This window comes from Hominimerdicola alba, assembly GCF_900112155.1.
Taxonomy (GTDB): domain Bacteria; phylum Bacillota; class Clostridia; order Oscillospirales; family Ruminococcaceae; genus Hominimerdicola; species Hominimerdicola alba_D.
Window position 1 is genome coordinate 1 of sequence record NZ_FOKQ01000008.1, and the last position, 17,899, is coordinate 17,899.

The following is a 17,899-nucleotide window of genomic DNA, read 5'->3' on the forward strand; positions in this document are numbered from 1 at the left end:
GTGCGCTCTGAAACAGCTTATTTCACCAGTTAATATGTTTTTTTACTCTGATGTTCGGATATGGTTAGAGGGTGCTGCGATTGCAACACCCCCTTAAATACCGAAATAATATCGAGGATAACCTCGGCAACCGGCTGTCATACCATTCGGCTTAGACCCTTTGGCTTTGCGTCGCTGTCTTTCGACAGGTTTGCTTATATTATTAATATACCTTTTTGTTGTTGAATTGTCAATAATATAGCGAATAACTAGAAAAAAAGATAATGATTTCTACTTTATGCACAATAGACCATGTAGTGGATTAAACAAATTGACGTATGAAGAATGGTATAGTAAGTACTTTTTCGGTAATCATTTAGACTGCTGTACCTGTCTTACAATGTTTTCTTGAAAACTTCTTTACGCCTACCACCTTTTGCATCTATATTTTGTTTGTAGCAATTTATATATCTATATAATCCAAACTATCAGAGGTTAATGCTTCACTATTAATGAGATCATCATACCAAGTACGAATCACATTATTGTCAAACATATACTGGATGGCTCTTAACTTGTTTGAAGGATTATATACACTGGTATCCGGAAAATATTGAAAATTACAATTTACTTTATTTAGTATTTGAAGTTTTCCAGATTTTTGAAGCTCATTGTAATCTGGTAAGAGTGTAGGAGCTTTATCGTAAAGAAGAGTTGAAACATTTGAATAAGGAAACTTGTCGACTATATTAATAGCAAAATAAGGAATAATCGAACTATCTTCAATATTCAGGTATAAATGTGTAAAAGGAGTAATATCTACTATGCTCCCGTGAATAAAGCCACTGCCGCCGAACCTCTTGACTTCTTCCGATATAGCCCTTAATTTCTCATGTACAGGTTTAAGAAATAGCTTCATTTTTTGATAGTATTCATCCATGTGAATATAATAATACTGTGGATCACGATGCGACAATGGATGAATTTTACCTCCTTCCAAGAGGGATATTCTATTATATTCATCTCTGAGTAGGAACATATACAATTCATTCTTTTTTAACATTAGGATATCGTCTCTTGACTTAAAACTGGTAATATTTATTCCTTTTATTCGGCGGTTAAAATACAGATAACTATCCTTTGATATCTTATATATACCGTCCGGATAAGGCAAGAATGGTTCATCCCATTCAGCAGTAGTAAATGCTTTTAACTTGAATTCTTTTGGAGAATAACCAATCTGATTATCATGAAGAACAAAAGCACCATTCGATTGTTTGATTATACCGTTTCTATGAGTATGACCACTAACGTAAATCCAGTTTTCATTTAGTGGTTTATCAGTCCAATTATCATAGGGACAGTGAGTCAATACTATGACACGCCTGTCACCTACACATCTGCTTAGTTTATTGTAGACAGCGGCAAACCTTTCGGTTTGAGTTATGTCATCTTCAACAGTTTGCAGAGTATGTCTGTACAGCCCTCTTTTAGCATTGTAAAACGGGTTTAATCCTGAAAAGCCAGTCCCTCCAAGGATTATCAACCCAGTTCCTAATTTATACCTGAGTTCTTCTTCAGATATTTTCAATATTGTATTTTCGTCTATTAATCCTCCCGGTAAAAGGAAAATTGTATTTTGGAGCATTTTTATTCCAAATTTATCAAATACAGTTCTATTGTATTTGTCTGAGATAAAGTCAACAGAGGGAGGTACAATAACTTCTTCAGGATCATAATGACCATTCCAAAGCTCGTGATTCCCTAAAACAGATACTATTTTGCCTTCCCATTTTTCCGAAAGATACTCATAGAAATGATACATAATAGGGAATGAATGGGCAACATCACCGCCGATAAGAAGAACACTATCACACGTATCTGTGATTCCATCAATCATCTCGTCAACTTTTTGCTCAACATATTCATATAGCTTTGATAGTTTTACGTCTTTTTCATCTGGAAATGTATTATGAAATTGATGTTCAAGATGGAGATCTGATATATAGTATATTGTTCTTTGATTATTTCTATCATCTGAAAAATCATATATTTGAGGAATTGATGAGACAGGCTCTACTTCATAAATTGAATCAGGTAGATCACATTCTGAAGCATCAAGTTTTATAATTGTATTGTATACAACTTTTTGCTTTTTTTGAATATAATCAACTGTTGCACTGGGTAGAAATTGTTCCAAGATATTTTTCTGCTCATTTACTTCGATAATTTGTTTAAGAACATCCTCATTTATTACGGCTATCATATAATTAATAAATTCTTTATCCGATATGATTTTCCGAGGAATGTTTTTTAACAGTTTTGTTATCAGCGACTTCTCATCTAAGTAACCGTTTTTAATCCTAAAATTTGCTATATAGTCTATTACCTCTTTGCACATATCTATATTCAAATATTTATGAGGAATATCCTTAAAATTTTTGATATCAGTGTTGAATGCATTAATGCATCTTTGTTTATTTTTATATTTCTCTGGTATATATTCAAGAGCCATGACTGTATTATCAAGTGCTTTGTCCACAATAACTGTATCAATATAGCTTTCAGGCACATATTTTATAGCGATACCGTTCCTTGATATTGCAACTTCACAGATATCCTTTGTTCGATACTCTTCAGGAATATTTTTTAAGCTAAGTGGTTGAGCTTTTACTGATGCATATACAATATCTTTATCTATAATTTTGTCTGGAATATACTTTATTGGATAGACTCGTCTTTCGTTTTTTCTTATATTTCTTTTCATTTCAAGAGGAACTGAGGTAAAGAAAAAATAAGCAGCCGAGCCTATTGGTTCAGAACTAACCGCCTCCATAGCTACTTCTTTGTCTATATAATCGACGGGAACAAATTCAATTGCCATTCCATCACTTACAACTGCAGCAAGACAAAGGTTTCGGTCTATAAGATCTTTAGGAACAAACTTCAAAGTCATTCCTTCTGATTTTACAGCTTTAAAACAGATTTCGTATGTTTTAAGTCTTTTAGAAGCATATTGCAACGAAAATGGATTTTCACTAATTGCCGCTTCGACCATCTGAGAAGATTGCTTTCTTTTATTTGTAGCTTTAAGCAGATGGATTGCACCGGTTAATTTGAATTGGACCGGAACATCAATACTTTTGCTAATATCTGTTATGATCAAGTTATTTGTTATATCCAGTTTATTATTGTTCAATATTATTACCACCTTTATTTCAAATTCCATTTGTTCATAAAACGGAGCAAGACAATATGCAGATGACTTAAATCAAAAAATTATAATCCAGACTCCTTAACGATACGATAAAACCTATTGGGCTTCATATTCAATTATTGCATAGTAGCACGCGCAGTCTGTTCGCCATTACGCCACTTCTTACACTCCTTTTTGAAAAGAGCCTTATCGTATGGAATAGGCTGTCTCCCTTTGTAAAGCCCCTGCTGTTTGGCTATTGCAATGCCTTCAAGCTGCCGCTGACGGATCATATCACGTTCAAACTCCGCAAGTCCTGCAAATATAGTCAGCATCAGCTTTCCCTGTGGAGTTGTGGTATCCAGTGATTCCTTGAGACTACGAAGTTCAACATTTTTCTTTTTCAGTTCGTTGATGATGTTAAGAAGATCCTGCACGTTACGGGCAAGCCGTGAATACTCACTGACAATAATAATGTCACCCTACCTGACATACTGGAGCATTTCTTTCAGCTGAGGACGGTCACAGTTTTTTCCAGACTGCTTATCTATAAAGTTTTTCTCCGTTCCGAGCTTTTTAAATTCTTCGATTTGTCTCGCTTCATTCTGATCTATGGACGATACCCTTGCATATCCTATCATCATAATTCGTGATTCTCCTTAAATAGTATTTGATATAAGTATAAACCGTATTATGAAATATGTCAATCCACTCGAAGTAATTTAAATGACATATATTTCTTATGTTTCATTAGGGTATACATAAAAGACAGATACCTCAAAGTCAAATGAAGTATCTGTCTTTAACTATTTTGGATTCAAATATGTATTCAACAATATCTTTATATAATATCGGTTCTCATTTTTCTTATTGTCAGTCAAGCTTATCTACAAATATCTTATTTGTTTTTAACGTATCTGGATAAATAATAGCGTCATCTGTTTCTCTTCGGATTCTCAGTTTTGATATTTGTTCATCGTTAAGATTTTTGATGATAGCAAAAGCATCATATTCCTTTCTTTTCCCTTTGCTATGGACTAAATCAAGCTTATCATGAAATGTTTCTTTATTCATGATGTAATACCACGAAAATCCTCGTTCAGATTTGAATATATATTTTTCCCAGTTTCCTAGGATCCCGTTTTTTTCTATACTATCTTTATTAATGTACCTTGTAAAATGAACTAAACCATTCTGCTTGATCATTTCAATTTCTTGTTCATTAAGTTTTGCTTTAGGAGTATGATATTTTATATTATTATAATGTCCTTTCAGATTTGTCCCGATTTGATTAATGAGATTCAAAGTACTAACCTTCTTTCTGTTTTCTCAGATGGGTTTAATATTATCTTTATTATTTTGCGAGTAAATCGTATTTAATATCGTCATATTCTTCGCCTTTAATGGCAGCTTTTTTCATTCGTATCAGTTTTTTTCTGTTTATTACTTTTTGATCAGTATTCAACTGAAGGAAAGATGCCATATACCCAAATACTCTTTTTTGCTGTTGTTTGTCTAAACCTGATAAAATCCCACTTGCAAGAGAAACGGCTACTGCATCTTTTTTTATCAGAGTCTGGATTTCATCGATTAATAATTTCGTGCGTCTATAGAACGAAATGCACTGGAATGATAAACCGAAATCAGCTGCGACTTGATCTCCGTTTTTTTGGGTGATATCTATATAGCAATTGAGTTTATCACCTATAATAAGTCCTAGTTCACCTCTTCCCGATGTTCGGGTTGTCATTTGTTTCATTTTTGTAAATAAATCGCTTAATTCCTCGTATAGTTTTTTAGCTTCTTCACTTTTGTGTATTATTCTTTTGTCAACACTTAAATTTTTCGGGCTTTCGAGGTTTATATCTTCGAGGGATGTTTTATCAGTCGATAACCTATAAGAATATAGACGGATATCTACACTATCAGTAAATACTTCAATGGCGTTTTTTAGTCTATTTATTGGTTCGTTTTCTCTTTTTTCAACGAGGATAATTATTCGCGAATTCTTTTTATTTGCTTTTAGTTTATTTTCGTCAACGGGTATGCCTTGACGTTTGGCAAGCGCAGCCATACTCTGAGACTCTTTTGTGCGAAGTAAATATAAATATTCACCGACTTGTTCTAGGACATAAGTTAACGAACCATCCGTGATTGATTTTGCTTCAATAATAACCGGCGTATGATTTTTGTCTAGTGCTAAGATATCAAATTTAACATTGCTTCTATTATCCTCTTTTTCATTAATACATATTGTGTGGCTACTTTCAAGAAAGATTAAATCTGCTTCTATTTTTTTTATGTTTTTTTCTATTAGTTCCTTAAGTATAGTGTCTGACATAAAAAACCTCCAAAAATTCAAAGTCCGTTAGAATTTTCGCTCTAATGGACTTTATTATATAACAAATATTTCGTTTTGTCAAGGGGGTTTCAAAAATAATGGATTGATCATTCATAGTTGAAATTTTTACGGAAATATGCTATACTTTCTCAATCATAAATATTAACGGCACTGTGCTATAAAGACGTAGTGCCGTTAATTTTATGTGTACAGTTCAGGATAGTCGATAGCCTTTTCCATAATCATTTTCGTAAGTGCCATTTTAGCTATCTTATATGGATCACCATTTGGACGTATCCATTCGTTCAGGTTGTCCTTTCCGAGAATAAGTGGCATTCGATCATGAATGCTACTTACGGGAGCCACAGCTGCTCTTGTAATCACGGTGAACATCGGAACTTGAATTCCCCTATGTTCCTCAAAGCGATACAATCCAGCGAGGTATGTGATTTCAGTTCCTTCGGGCTGTATCACAAACTTTTCTTTCTTTATGTTACGCTGTTCATTTGCATCTTGACTTAACGGAATACACAGATGATAACCTTAAAAAGTTCTGCGAAGACCAAGTAAATAAATTATCTATTTTTGGACATATCGATCAAGATCTATTTACATATACTATCCAAAAATCCGGTAACAGAGCAGTTATTATATTAAGAGATAACACTACACATGACAATGAGAACGAGAGAGGAAGTTATTCTATAATACACGTTCATTGTTTGGACGAAAACTTTGTGGATACTACGTTCTCATTTGCTGTTGCACCATGTAATGGCAAAGAAAGTATATCTGATGAAGAACTTGAAAGCGCAGATAGTTGGTTTTTTGAATTTGCACAAAGTGTAAAAACAACGAAGAGCGATAATATACCTCAACCAGATATTATGCCTTAACTAATAGATAAAAATACAAAGCGTCTGACACTACAACCTTTAGGTGAGTGCCGGACGCTTTTATGTTTGGCTGAACTGTGTCCATAGACACCCTTTTGCAAGATGAATTAGCTCATATGCTATATTCTGGAAATAATATTCTTAGCTGAATAGGATGTTTTGTTAAAATGGTAAAACTATTTGCTATTTGAAATAGGTAGTTAGTTAAATTTGTCAATTGATAAATTTTATTAAATATGATAAAATTACTAATGCAAAATGAATTGTTCGTTTTGCAAGGAAGGTAAAATTTATTTGTAAAGGAGAAGAGGAAATGTTCAAAAGAATATCAAACCTCAAGAAGAAGATCCTTTCGGTAGCAATGGCTGCAGCTATTCTGCTTACCGGAGAGATTGGTTATGGTGGACTTGCTAATAGCGAGAATGCAGCTGTTTCCACGATTATCACCGCGAGTGCAGCAAAGAAGAAGTATTACTGTAAGTACAAGAAAAAGGGCTGTACATATTCGAATACTGACCAGAGCAAGGTCAAGAGCCATGAAAAACACTGTCAGTACAGACCCTTTAATTATTGTAAGTACAAGAGCTATGGCTGTACATTCAAACATAAGGACAAGAGCATGGTGACTTCTCATGAGAAGACCTGCGACTATAGGACGAGAAAGTGCAAGTATAAATCTCACGGCTGCACGAGTACTTTTAATTCACAGAGTGATCTTGAAAAACATGAAAAGGATTGTCCTTACAAGAAATGGTGCCCACACTGCCGTAAAAATCAGTCGACTGTAAGTAGCTGTGATAAACACATTCCCAAGTGCACTAAAAATCCTAACAGGAAATGCTCTGATGCTGCTTTAGCGCTGCTCGACCCAGGACTTGATCCGCCCAAGTGGGATGTAACGAATCAGAAATGGTATTGTCCTTACTGTTATCAGGAGCAGAATTCCAATAAATCTGATGTTATTGTTGCAGGGCACATTGATGTGTGTAACGTTAGAAGATATCACGATTATTGATTTATATGATAATTCGGACACAGCCTGCGCTGTGTCCGTTTGTTTTTCTAACCATATATAATCTAGAATATGGATTTTGAAGCGAACTTAGGTGTGTCTATAGACACACTTTGCTGTATTTAACCATCAACTTTCTTCTTTTCTCGGATACGCTCTATACCGACAAAGTCATGCATATTATCAGACTTGAAAGTTACACCAATCTTGTACTTGCCCTTGCCGTTTTTCTCCTCGATGCTGACCGTAGTGCTTCCGCTGCCGAGAAGAGCCTTACAGTTTGCTTTTGTCAGGGACATTGGCTTAGAGTATTTTATCTCTTTGCCGTCCTTTACGAACGAGAAATGACAGTATGTATTTTTGAAGATGACGAACTTGCAGCCGCTTTTGTATGCAGAGCAATAGAAGTTCTTAGTGCCGTCAAGTACATCACTGCCACAGAAAGGGCATTTTCCTAAGCTGTTGCTATCTGTAAATTTCTGAGCGGAACTTACTGTAACATCCTGTGCGATGATACTGCGTATCTCATCGGCAGTTTTCTCTATTGAGTGCTGCATCGTTTCTCTCCCAAGTTCAACCGACTTTATCATCATGTTGAATTCAATGTTCCTTTCGGTGAAAAGGTCTATATTCAGCTGATGAAGATAACCGATGAAAGCTTCACCTTTTTCGGTGCAGTAATACTTTCCTTGTTTTATATCAAGGTATTTGTAAGTCTTTACGCATTTAGTGATAAGTCCTGTCCGCGTTGCAACGGTGCCAATCTCCATGCTTTTTTTACAGCTTCATACAGTTCGCTGTCATCGGCAGGGGAGTCATCGTTATCCTGGGCAGATGATGATTTAGCAAAAGGCGCTTTAAGGTACGCATTAAGGCTATCTATGGTATAACGTGGGGGAGCCTTTGTCATCTTGTTATCTATGACCCATGTGAATGAAACAAGTTCTCCTTGAGAAAAAGAAGGAAGTGTCTTGCTATCATCATCGTTTTCATCGGATTTCTTAGGCTCATAACGTCTGAAACTGGGTGTCAGGGGAGTATCACCCTTAATTTTGAATTCATGAGTGCCATCAGTGAACACTATCACGGTCCTGTTGACAGTACACGGAGGAGCGAATACCGCACAGAAACGTTTGACTATCGTGTTATAGACCTTCTGTTCATCATCGGACAGACTGCTTTCACTGGTCGGAAAGTTAAGCGTAGGTCTGATAGCGGAGTGACTATCCACCTTGCTGCTGTCAAAGTTTTTTTACTGTCCTTATGTTCAAGATCGAGGGAGTATACAGCATTCATCTTGTCAGCAACAGCGAATACATCTGCTTTTTCTTCCTCCGCGAAGTATTCCGTATTAGCACGGGGATATGTAATGTATTTTTTGTCATACAGCGACTGGATAAGCGGCATCGACTTGTCCAGTGTCATGCCGAGATCCTTTGACAGCTTGCCTTGAAGCGTATCGAGAGAAAACATCTTCGGGGGAGTGACAACAGCTTTTTTCGTATCGATGCTGCCGACCCGATATACACCCGATGACAGTTCTGTAAGCCGCATCTGTGCCTGTTCCTGAGTATCGTATTTTTCCTTATCGGTGACAGTGACTTTTATACCGTCCTTTTCCGTTTCACCATGAAGCTGAAAATACGGTGTCGAAACGAAGTTGCGTATTTCAAGTTCGCGCTGATACACGGTATCGACTATCGGGATAATTACACGACCAACGCCCCAGCCTTTACGGACATTAGCTTTCTGCATCAGATAACGGGAAAGATTATATCCGAACAGCCAATCAACGAATGTTCTCGCATAGCCAGCGTTAGCCAGATCATCGTATTTGCTGTCATTTTCCAGTGAGCTAAGGGCTTTCAGTATCGTGCTTTCGGTCTGTTCCGGCAGCCACAGACGATACACAGGCTTTGTGTTACTAGCGACGCGCAGGACGTTACGCACGATGATCTCACCCTCACGGTCCGCATCACCGCAGTGTATTATACCGTCGATCTCGGGCATATCCATCAGCTTCTTGATAAGCGAATACTGTCTTGCACAGTCCTTGTCATTCGGGAACAGCCTGAAATTCGCGGGTATTATCGGCAGAACCGCAGTTTCACCCTCGGGTATATATTTTTCAGGTTCTCCGAGCGTAAGCAGATGCCCGAAACAGAACGTTATCACGTAGCTGCTGCTTTCGTAATAATACAAATCTTTGTTGCCTACACGCTGAACATTCTCACGATGTGCAATCGCATCACGGACGTTCTTAGCTAAACTCGGTTTTTCGCATATTATAAGCTTTTTCATTCTTTCTTTTTCCTTTCTCTTGGTGTTCTTGGCTGAAATCGTTCAGCCTTGTATACTGCATCAAAAAATTCGGCTGGAACTTTCAATGCATAGCAGATTATTTCGATGTAAATCTAGAAGAGTTGATTATTCGATTGATAAAATAGTTACTAACTTTATCTGATTCCTGTATCTGACAAAATAATAGTAAATATCTTTAAAATATTCGCAAAATGTCCGTATTTATTTTGAATTGTGCAAAACAACAATTCAATTATTACAAAATTATCTTTGTTTTATTGACAAACATTTACGCTTGTGATAGAATGACACCGTAGGCAAACAGTTATAAAAACAACCTTGCAAGGCAACTGTTCTACACATTACAACAAAATGTTTATTAATAAAGACAGGAGAGTAAGTATGTTTAAGAGTAAAAATCTCATTAAGCGAATCACCGCTGTTGCATCAGCTGCAGTAATCTACACTGCTTCTATGTCTGGCACATTTTTGGGTTCGCCTATGGAAAAATATGGCTTGCAGAATACAATTGTTGCTGAAGCTGCAAGTGTTCTTGATGGAGCAGAGTTTATTGCTTCTAAGAATTCATTGCAGGCAAATCATTGGTATATGTCTAAGAACGGTCAATACGGTCTGATTTTCCAGGGTAGCGATGGTAATCTTGTTATTTACAGATACAATGATGATGGCAATAGAAAACCTTACTGGGCTTCGGGAACAGATAGATGTGATGCGAACCTTTGTCAGATACAGGATGACGGCAACTTTGTTATTTATGATAAATATAGAAGACCCGTATGGACGACAGACAGCTTTCAAACTCCTGCTTCTCTGTATCTCAGCAATAATGGCGAACTGTTCATTTATTCCCGTAAGACCCGAAGTAAAGTTTGGTCCAGCAAGTATTCATCAAACCCGAATGGTACAAGAATTTATCAGGAGCCTAAAAATGAGCCGCAAAAGCCGAGTCATACTCATAGGATGGGTTTTGAGAGTAAAAATAATAGAGTTTATTATGGTTGCTACGATTGCGATTATATTGACCATGAAGTAGACTATTATGAGTATGTTCAAACGACATTTGAACAGCAGAAGAGGTTTAATTCAAAGGAAGAAGCTCTTGCACGTTACTTCTATTTGCTTGATCAGACTATTGATGAAAAAAAAGCTCTAGAAGCTGCAAAGGCATTCTATAACGTGGTTCCTTTGGGAGAGACCAAGAAAACAGGTCTTAAGAAATTTATAGCTGATGAAGCCAAAATAGCTGATTACTTTCCAATTGATAGTCTGCCCGATTGTGAAGGTAAGACTTATGTAGCTAAATGTCAAATAGCTAATAAGTGTTTGGGTGTTTATGATCTGCTTACCAATAACAATAGCAAGACTGTTAATATTGGTACATTAAATACTCTCATAGATGTGTTACATACAGCAACTGATCTTGTTGATGGCGGTTCAAATTCATACGGCAAAATTCTGGATCAGATTCAAACATCTGCGAAAGAATCAGTTAAAGCCGGCTTGAAAAAAAATATTAAGGAGTATTTACTGGGTCAGATTTATGATACTTGGGATGGCGGAGCATCAAATGAATTCTGGGCAAATACAGTTACATTAGACAGCCTTAAAAATGGAGAAACATTTGAATTTGATGGATATGGTAATTTAACTGTAAAAAAATATTTAACAAAGAAATTTGGTAAAGACGGCTCAATCGTATATGAGGCTTTATTAAATCTAAAATGTGTACAGGAAGCGACCGGCATAGATTTCTGGGAACTGGTAGAAAAGTTCTAATCAATTACAGTGGCGGTCACTAACCACTTAAATAAAAAATAATTTTTTATAACACAGTCCGATTCTATTAATGGATGGGGCTGTGTTTTTGTAATAATACAAGTGCTTGTTTCCTATGTACTGGTCGTTCTGAATGTATGTAACTACATATCTAAATAGCTTTTGGTATGATATGCTTTTTCATGTTTTCTTTTTCCTATCTCTTGGTGTTCTCGGCTGAAATCTTTCAGCCTTGTATACTGCATCGAAAAAATCGGCTGGAACTTTAAGCGCATAGCAGATCCTTTCAAGCATTTCTAAATTCGGGATGTTGTCACCGCATTCCCATGTGTATACAGTGAACTTAGTGCAGCAGATAGTATCCGCAAGCTTTGCTTGTGATATACCCGCCTGCGTTCGTGTTTTCTTTAGGAGTTCCGCAAATGTTTCATTTGCTTTAGGTTTTGTTTTTGGTGGTTCATCACCTAGCTGATACTTAGCTTCCATCATCATGAGCTCATAGTAGTTCAATCCAAATCTCCGGGAGAAAAGAAAGAACATGTTCGCTATTATCTGTGTGATCGCCTGCCTTTGTTCTGCGCCTTGTGCGGAATACTAGCCTTGTTTTTATCAACGCACCGACAAGCTCTATGACTTCACTGCGCTTCAGCTTCATCATCTCGGCAAGGTCGTTGTAACTATGAAAGAAGGACTTTTTATTGCTGTCAGCCAACTTACAGAAAAGCGCATACGCATAGAACATCTTCTGCGACAGACCAAGCTTGAACACATTGTTAGGCATATAAAAATAATCCGAGAGGAAAGAAAAGGCTTGCAGATCGTAGTGAGTTGCACCCAGACAGCCGTTAGAACGTGTCTGACGATATTGGTGAGTAAATGTGATACCCTTTTCAGACAAAGCCTTTAAAACACGCTTAACGGTTGCTACAGACAGTCCACAGCTTGCTGCTATCGTTTCCTGCTTGATGCAGACCGCATAACCGTTCGTTGTCAGCTTGGTGTGACTGTTAACGATGCTGTAAAGGCGGCAGGCTACCATTAGTTCGTTACGGGACAGATCCAGCAGTTTGTTTGGAATTTTCATTTCACACCTCGATATATGTATTTTTGAAATAAAAAAACGGCAGACAGGTATAATCTGTCTACCGTAATTATACAGTATTAAATACTGTATGTCAAGAGTTTTCCTCAATATATTTATCTACAAATTCTTTGAATAGAGCATTTGGTGTTGTATTGTTCTTGTACGCAAGTTCTTTGAACTTAGCAGCTTTTTCTTTTCGAAGTCTGACTGCCAGATTAGTTAGGTTCTCTTTGCCCCATTTGATGTTGGCTTTCTGATGTGCTTCTGAAACTGCCATTGTGTCACCTCCGATTTAAATAGATTGTTATACGGTGATAGTCACCTCAAATCGTTGATGTCAAATGCCGTGTAGCCCTCGTAATAATAGCTGGTGTCAATTCCTTTCATGAATACTTCACGATCTTCTGTCTTCTCGGTAAGGGCATTTTTGAGCAGAACGTTTATCTCTGTGGAGCGTATCGGACTTCTTTCCATAGCAAGAAGGTAATCCTCCTTATCTATCAAGCTCCAGTCTACGACTTTTTTTAGCTCGCTCTTGAAAATGTGATCGAGCCAAATCCTTGTCGCTCTGCCGTTTCCTTCACGGAAAGGGTGACAGATATTCATCTCAACATATTTAGCAACGATATCATCAAAAGTCTTTTGCGGCATCTGTTCTACCGTTTTCAAAGACTGCTCCAGATACATGACAGGTGCAAAGCGAAAACTGCCTTTTGCAATATTTACAGTGCGGATCTTTCCGGCAAAGTAATAAATATCCTCAAAGAGCGTTTTGTGGATAAACATTAGCGTTTCAATTGTACCCGCCTTTTTATCAGCAAGCATATCCTGTTCAAACATTGCGATTACTTTCTGTTTTGAAATGCGTTCTTCTTCTCTTGCAAGCTCCGCCGAGCTTTGTGCATTTATTTTATTTTCAAGCATTATTTCACCTCTTTATGATTATAGTATATCCGAAACAGTAGTGTTTGTCAACCTCTTTTACAAGAAGAGTTAGATAATTCATTAATTGATTACACATTGTGAGAGTTCTCGATGTACTTGCGTATTTCTTCACGTTCTGTCATATCCAGATTGCCGCGCCCGATAGCCATTTTTATTATTTTCTCGACTTCGCTCAGGTTATTGTTTTTATACTCGTTAGTAAACTGTCCTCCCGACAGATTGTATCACACTCGGAGGTTATTTTAAATCGCTTGCTGAAGCTTTTTTATCTCCCCCGGTAGAACCGGGGGTTTATTTTCGCTAAAGCACCAAAAATAGCCTGCAAGTATCATTATGATACTTGCAGGCTATAAATATTTTAAGACGGTTATTGTCGATTTAGATAATGTGTAATATAAAGCTGACATTGAAATTAATCAGATGCTTAAATGTGATTTGTGCGAGTTAATATAGTATTATATAACAAGTTGTTGTATCTTAAAAATCTTTGAAAATCTGACTACTATTTGACTGCTAAAACTAAAACAAGGGATAAAATACTATAATAAGATGTGAGGATGGGATGCTATAAAATGACGAAACATCTTAGGTTTTAGTGGGTTTGCGAAAGATAGATTTACAATGATATGAAACTCCAAAACCGCGTGTCCCGAGTTCGATCCTTGGTGCCCCTGCCATAAAGAAGTTTTGTAAATTTTATATTTTCAGAACTTTTTGTTCTTTATTCATACATCCTCTTTTGTACCAAATGCAGTTCAATGCTTAATAACCTTTGTCATTCTTCACAAAATAAAAAGATATTATTCATATAATTCATGATAACCTTGCTATTTGTATTTGACTATGATATAATTATTAAGGCCAATAATTAAGTTAGATAGTTCGATTATCATTAACAAAAGGAGGATCATTTAAATGAATCATAATTTCACTAAGCGTACTCTTGCAGGTGCGCTGGCTGTTCTATGTGTTGCGGGAACTGTCCCCGGGAGCGTAGCTTCAAATTTCTTTGGCGGTACGGCTGCCGTTACTGCTTATGCTGATGCAGAAGCTGCTTCCATTCCGGTCGCAACTGTTCGTGAGGTCGCTACTCTTGAAGAGTTTCTTACTGCTGCAAATTCAGCTGAGGATGGCGACACCATCAAGCTTATCGATTCTTTCGATCTAACCGGCGCTTATACCATAGATAACAGCAATTCATTCACAGTTGACTTTAACGGCAATACTATCTTGTATGATAGTATGGGAAATCGTAATGAGCAGAGTTATTTGTATCTCTGCAATGCTAATACTCATATCACTTTCCTTGACAGTGGTCACGGCGGCGGAATGTTCGCTGAAAATCCGAGAGTAGTTCGTTTCATTAAGGTAAATAAGGGTACTGTCGAGATCCTCAGCGGTAACTATAAAGGTGGTCGTGATATATCCAGAACTGAATCAAACGATGCGCATATTTATATCAAAGGCGGTTATTTCGATCTTCAGGCTGATGACAGTGACGGACCTTTTTACAGAAGCGGCAGCGGTCAGTATTTTCTGACAGGCGGATATTTTACCGAGCGCACTAATTTGAAGAAGTATATTCCGTCGCCTGCAGACGGTTTTGAGTATTATGATATTGAAGACCCGGTATACGATTTTGGTATCCGCAAGATCGGTGCTGTTTCTATCGATCCTGCTGCTATTGAAAGCATTTCCGATCAGGAATACACTGGCAGCAAGATCACTCCCGATGTAAAGATCCAGACAGCCGCAGGACTTCTTTCCGAGAATGTTGATTTCACTGCTTCGTATGACGAAAATATAGAAGTCGGTACAGCTACGGTATATATCAACGGTATAGGTGATTTTTACGGCACTATCACAAAAACTTTCAGGATCAAGGAACTGCCGAAGTATGAGATACCTAAAGATTTAAATGCTCCTTATGGCAGTACACTTTCAAATGTAATTTTACCCGAAGCTGATAATGGTACATGGTCCTGGGACAACAGCGCTGAAAATGTGGGTAATGTGGGAGTAAATTATTTCACGGCTACTTTCGTTCCTAATGATACTGAGCATTATCTGATCGTTCATAATGTGATAGTACCTGTTAGAGTTTATCATACCTATAAAAAGGTAGGCGCTGTTGAACCTACCTGCACCGAGCCCGGACATACTGTTTTCTATAAAGGTTCAGACGGCAAATACTATGCCGACAACAAGGGTATATACGAACTTACACTTGATGATATCATCATTCCTGCAAAAGGACATACTTTCGATGATCCCGCCTGGACATGGTCTGATTTTTCTACTACTGCCGCTGTAACTGCAAAGGCTACATTCAAGTGCAAGGAATGTCGCTATGGCGAAATTGTAGATGCAAAGGTTACCGCTAAGGTCGTTAATCCCACATACACCGCTGACGGCAAGTACGTGTATACAGCTACTGTGAAATTCGATGGAAAAACATATACCGATACCATGGAAGTAGCTATCCCCATGCTGAAACTTACTTATGTTCCCAAGGTTGAACCGACCTGTCAGAAGAACGGTCACATAAGTTACTGGTTCGATGAAGTCAACAACAAATATTATGCTGATGAATATGGAATCAAAGAGATCTCTAAGGAACAGACAGTGATACAGGCAACAGGTCACAACCTCGGCAAGCTTGTATGGAAATGGAGCGATGATTATTCTTCGGCAACGCTGTCGTCAACCTGTTCTAACTGCAACATGGTAGTCGGCACAACTGCGACCATCAGATCTGTGACCACCGAGCCTACTTATACTTCCGCAGGCAAGATCGTATACACTGCTTCCGCTAAGTTGGAAGGCAAGATCTATACCGATACTAAAGAAGTGATCATTCCTAAGCTTACTTTTGTGGCTCCCGAGATCTCCTATGAACAGGGCGAGAATGCTGTAAAGCTCACATGGACAGAAGTTAAGGGCGCTGAAAAGTACGCTGTTGCATCTTATGTAAGCGGCAGATGGAATATGCTGGCAGAAGTCGATGACACCAGCTATGTATTGGATGGACTGAAAGCAGGAAATAAGTATACCGTGGCTGTTCTTGCAAACATCGGTGGTAAGTATATTACTGATTTTTCAAATGCAGTTACTGTATCTCCCAAGGGGGATGTTCCAGAATACCCCACTGTTAAGGCTATCGAATACAACGAGGAGTTCCACCAGTTCAAGGTAAGCTGGACAAGGGTCAAGAACGCCCAGAACTATGGTGTAGCTGTATACTTAGCAGGCAGATGGGTAGTAGTTAACCAGAAGATCCCTGCAGCTATTACATACTACACTTCGCCCAAGCTCAAGCCCGGTCAGACCTACAAGATGGTCATCTGTGCTAAGGTAGGCGGCGAGTGGGATACTTCCGCGCTCAACAGCAGAGCATTCACAGTTACCGTTAAGTAATATTATCGCAATACGGATTCTAAAATTACAAAAGAGCTCAGCTGACTTCAAAGGTCTGCTGAGCTCTTGTTTTTGCGCAAAATAATGCCTGTCCCATAAAGCACAGGCATTCGTACTATTATTTTATCGTGTCCTCATTCTCAACTACAGGTGGTATCTCACCCTCGTTAGGTGAACCGTCGGCGTTGATACTTCCCATATCCTCATCCATACCGAAGATATGCCAGTAACCGCCTGATCTTCCCACATAGATGAAAAGCTTCGACTGCTGACTGCCCTTAGCTCCGCGGAACTCAACATTTGTGACGACCTCGTATACCTCGCTGAGCTTCGGCGCAGAACCGTGCTGCTCCTTGTAAGCTGTCATATCATAATCTTCCGCCGAAAGGGGAGTCATATCACCGAACTTGACGGTTATGCTGTATCCCGCTCCGTAAGTATCGGTAAATTCCTGATACAGCGCTTTCATGTATTCGTCCTTGCTGAGTCCAGATACCTGCCTGTCATCGTCGTATTCACGCTTGATCTCTTTCGGGAAGCACTTGACGAACTTGTCGTAATCTCCCTGAGATATGGCAGAAAAATATTGCTGGATAACTTCTTCCTTTGTGTTAGAAAAAACAGCACCGCTTTTGTAAAGTGCGAATCCCAGCACGATCAAAGCCGCGATCACTACTACTATCAGAAAATGGGTTTTAGCCTTCGGGTCAGTCCTCTTTTGTACCTGTTCCTGCTTTTCTTCCTTAGCCCATTTTGCATACAGCTTTTTGTCCTCTTCCGTCTGCATACGCAGGGGCTTTTTCCTCGCCGCTTTTCTGTATTTTTTTACGGATTCCGCAACTTTTGCGGGCTTTCCGTACCCGCATTTGTCGCAGAATTCTCCGCTGTAATAGTGTCCGCATGACTTACAGATCTTTCCCATATATTAACC

The 17,899-nt window shown here is 38.1% G+C and carries 16 protein-coding genes, 1 pseudogene and 1 riboswitch; of the genes and pseudogenes, 4 read left to right on the forward strand and 13 right to left on the reverse strand.

Annotated elements, in window-relative coordinates; genetic code table 11:
* Window positions 1-122: 122 nt before the first annotated feature.
* A riboswitch (cyclic di-GMP riboswitch) is annotated at window positions 123-205 on the reverse strand.
* Between the two features lie 237 nt (window positions 206-442).
* The 5 genes and pseudogenes from BM265_RS06000 to BM265_RS06020 form a co-directional block, all read right to left on the reverse strand.
* Window positions 443-3,178, reverse strand: coding sequence for a DUF4116 domain-containing protein (locus BM265_RS06000; RefSeq protein ID WP_074960657.1), 2,736 nt, complete (start codon window positions 3,176-3,178; stop codon window positions 443-445).
* A 134-nt stretch (window positions 3,179-3,312) separates the two neighbouring features.
* Window positions 3,313-3,819 (reverse strand): annotated as a pseudogene (locus BM265_RS06005) (recombinase family protein).
* A gap of 229 nt (window positions 3,820-4,048) precedes the next feature.
* Window positions 4,049-4,480 (reverse strand): hypothetical protein, encoded by a 432-nt coding sequence (locus BM265_RS06010; protein ID WP_074960658.1) that lies wholly within the window; start codon window positions 4,478-4,480, stop codon window positions 4,049-4,051.
* A gap of 49 nt (window positions 4,481-4,529) precedes the next feature.
* Window positions 4,530-5,516 carry a hypothetical protein gene (locus tag BM265_RS06015; RefSeq protein ID WP_074960659.1) on the reverse strand — a complete coding sequence of 329 codons (987 nt, stop codon included), beginning with the start codon at window positions 5,514-5,516 and terminating at the stop codon, window positions 4,530-4,532.
* 201 nt (window positions 5,517-5,717) lie between these two features.
* Window positions 5,718-5,990 (reverse strand): SOS response-associated peptidase family protein, encoded by a 273-nt coding sequence (locus BM265_RS06020; protein WP_242940787.1) that lies wholly within the window; start codon window positions 5,988-5,990, stop codon window positions 5,718-5,720.
* 248 nt (window positions 5,991-6,238) lie between these two features.
* On the opposite strand from BM265_RS06020, the gene BM265_RS20000 reads away from it, so the two are divergent.
* Together BM265_RS20000 and BM265_RS06030 are read left to right on the forward strand one after the other, a co-directional pair.
* The gene (locus tag BM265_RS20000) at window positions 6,239-6,412 is read left to right on the forward strand and encodes a hypothetical protein (protein WP_207646958.1); all 174 of its coding nucleotides are present in this window, start codon (window positions 6,239-6,241) and stop codon (window positions 6,410-6,412) included.
* A 313-nt stretch (window positions 6,413-6,725) separates the two neighbouring features.
* Entirely contained in the window at window positions 6,726-7,427 is a 702-nt protein-coding gene (locus BM265_RS06030; RefSeq protein ID WP_074960660.1) for a hypothetical protein, read from the forward strand.
* 119 nt (window positions 7,428-7,546) lie between these two features.
* Here the strand turns inward: BM265_RS06030 and BM265_RS06035 are convergent, their stop codons facing one another.
* The 3 genes from BM265_RS06035 to BM265_RS06045 are packed head-to-tail and all read right to left on the reverse strand — an operon-like array spanning window position 7,547 to window position 9,725.
* Window positions 7,547-8,194 carry a hypothetical protein gene (locus BM265_RS06035; protein WP_074960661.1) on the reverse strand — a complete coding sequence of 216 codons (648 nt, stop codon included), beginning with the start codon at window positions 8,192-8,194 and terminating at the stop codon, window positions 7,547-7,549.
* Complete coding sequence (locus BM265_RS20870) at window positions 8,143-8,655, reverse strand: DNA topoisomerase (RefSeq protein ID WP_074960662.1); 513 nt, start codon at window positions 8,653-8,655, stop codon at window positions 8,143-8,145. Before BM265_RS20870 ends, BM265_RS06035 begins: the two co-directional genes overlap by 52 nt.
* Window positions 8,562-9,725, reverse strand: coding sequence for a DNA topoisomerase (locus tag BM265_RS06045; protein WP_074960663.1), 1,164 nt, complete (start codon window positions 9,723-9,725; stop codon window positions 8,562-8,564). Before BM265_RS06045 ends, BM265_RS20870 begins: the two co-directional genes overlap by 94 nt.
* Window positions 9,726-10,127: 402 nt before the next feature.
* Between BM265_RS06045 and BM265_RS06050 the strand changes: the two genes are divergently transcribed.
* Window positions 10,128-11,522, forward strand: coding sequence for a hypothetical protein (locus BM265_RS06050; protein WP_074960664.1), 1,395 nt, complete (start codon window positions 10,128-10,130; stop codon window positions 11,520-11,522).
* A 180-nt stretch (window positions 11,523-11,702) separates the two neighbouring features.
* On the opposite strand, the gene BM265_RS06055 is transcribed toward BM265_RS06050, so the two are convergent.
* The 4 genes from BM265_RS06055 to fic all read right to left on the reverse strand — a co-directional run bounded on the left by BM265_RS06055 (window position 11,703) and on the right by fic (window position 13,530).
* Window positions 11,703-12,032 carry a helix-turn-helix domain-containing protein gene (locus BM265_RS06055; RefSeq protein WP_074960665.1) on the reverse strand — a complete coding sequence of 110 codons (330 nt, stop codon included), beginning with the start codon at window positions 12,030-12,032 and terminating at the stop codon, window positions 11,703-11,705.
* Window positions 12,019-12,606: a helix-turn-helix domain-containing protein gene (locus BM265_RS06060; protein ID WP_074960666.1), complete on the reverse strand. Its 588-nt coding sequence runs from the start codon at window positions 12,604-12,606 to the stop codon at window positions 12,019-12,021. Before BM265_RS06060 ends, BM265_RS06055 begins: the two co-directional genes overlap by 14 nt.
* A gap of 91 nt (window positions 12,607-12,697) precedes the next feature.
* Complete coding sequence (locus BM265_RS06065) at window positions 12,698-12,883, reverse strand: hypothetical protein (RefSeq protein ID WP_024856315.1); 186 nt, start codon at window positions 12,881-12,883, stop codon at window positions 12,698-12,700.
* 41 nt (window positions 12,884-12,924) lie between these two features.
* The gene (gene fic / locus BM265_RS06070) at window positions 12,925-13,530 is read right to left on the reverse strand and encodes a protein adenylyltransferase Fic (RefSeq protein WP_177219550.1); all 606 of its coding nucleotides are present in this window, start codon (window positions 13,528-13,530) and stop codon (window positions 12,925-12,927) included.
* A gap of 936 nt (window positions 13,531-14,466) precedes the next feature.
* Here fic and BM265_RS06075 point away from each other — a divergent pair.
* Window positions 14,467-16,968: a fibronectin type III domain-containing protein gene (locus BM265_RS06075; RefSeq protein ID WP_074960668.1), complete on the forward strand. Its 2,502-nt coding sequence runs from the start codon at window positions 14,467-14,469 to the stop codon at window positions 16,966-16,968.
* 118 nt (window positions 16,969-17,086) lie between these two features.
* Here the strand turns inward: BM265_RS06075 and BM265_RS06080 are convergent, their stop codons facing one another.
* Entirely contained in the window at window positions 17,087-17,890 is an 804-nt protein-coding gene (locus BM265_RS06080) for a zinc ribbon domain-containing protein (protein WP_074960669.1), read from the reverse strand.
* Window positions 17,891-17,899 lie beyond the last annotated feature (9 nt).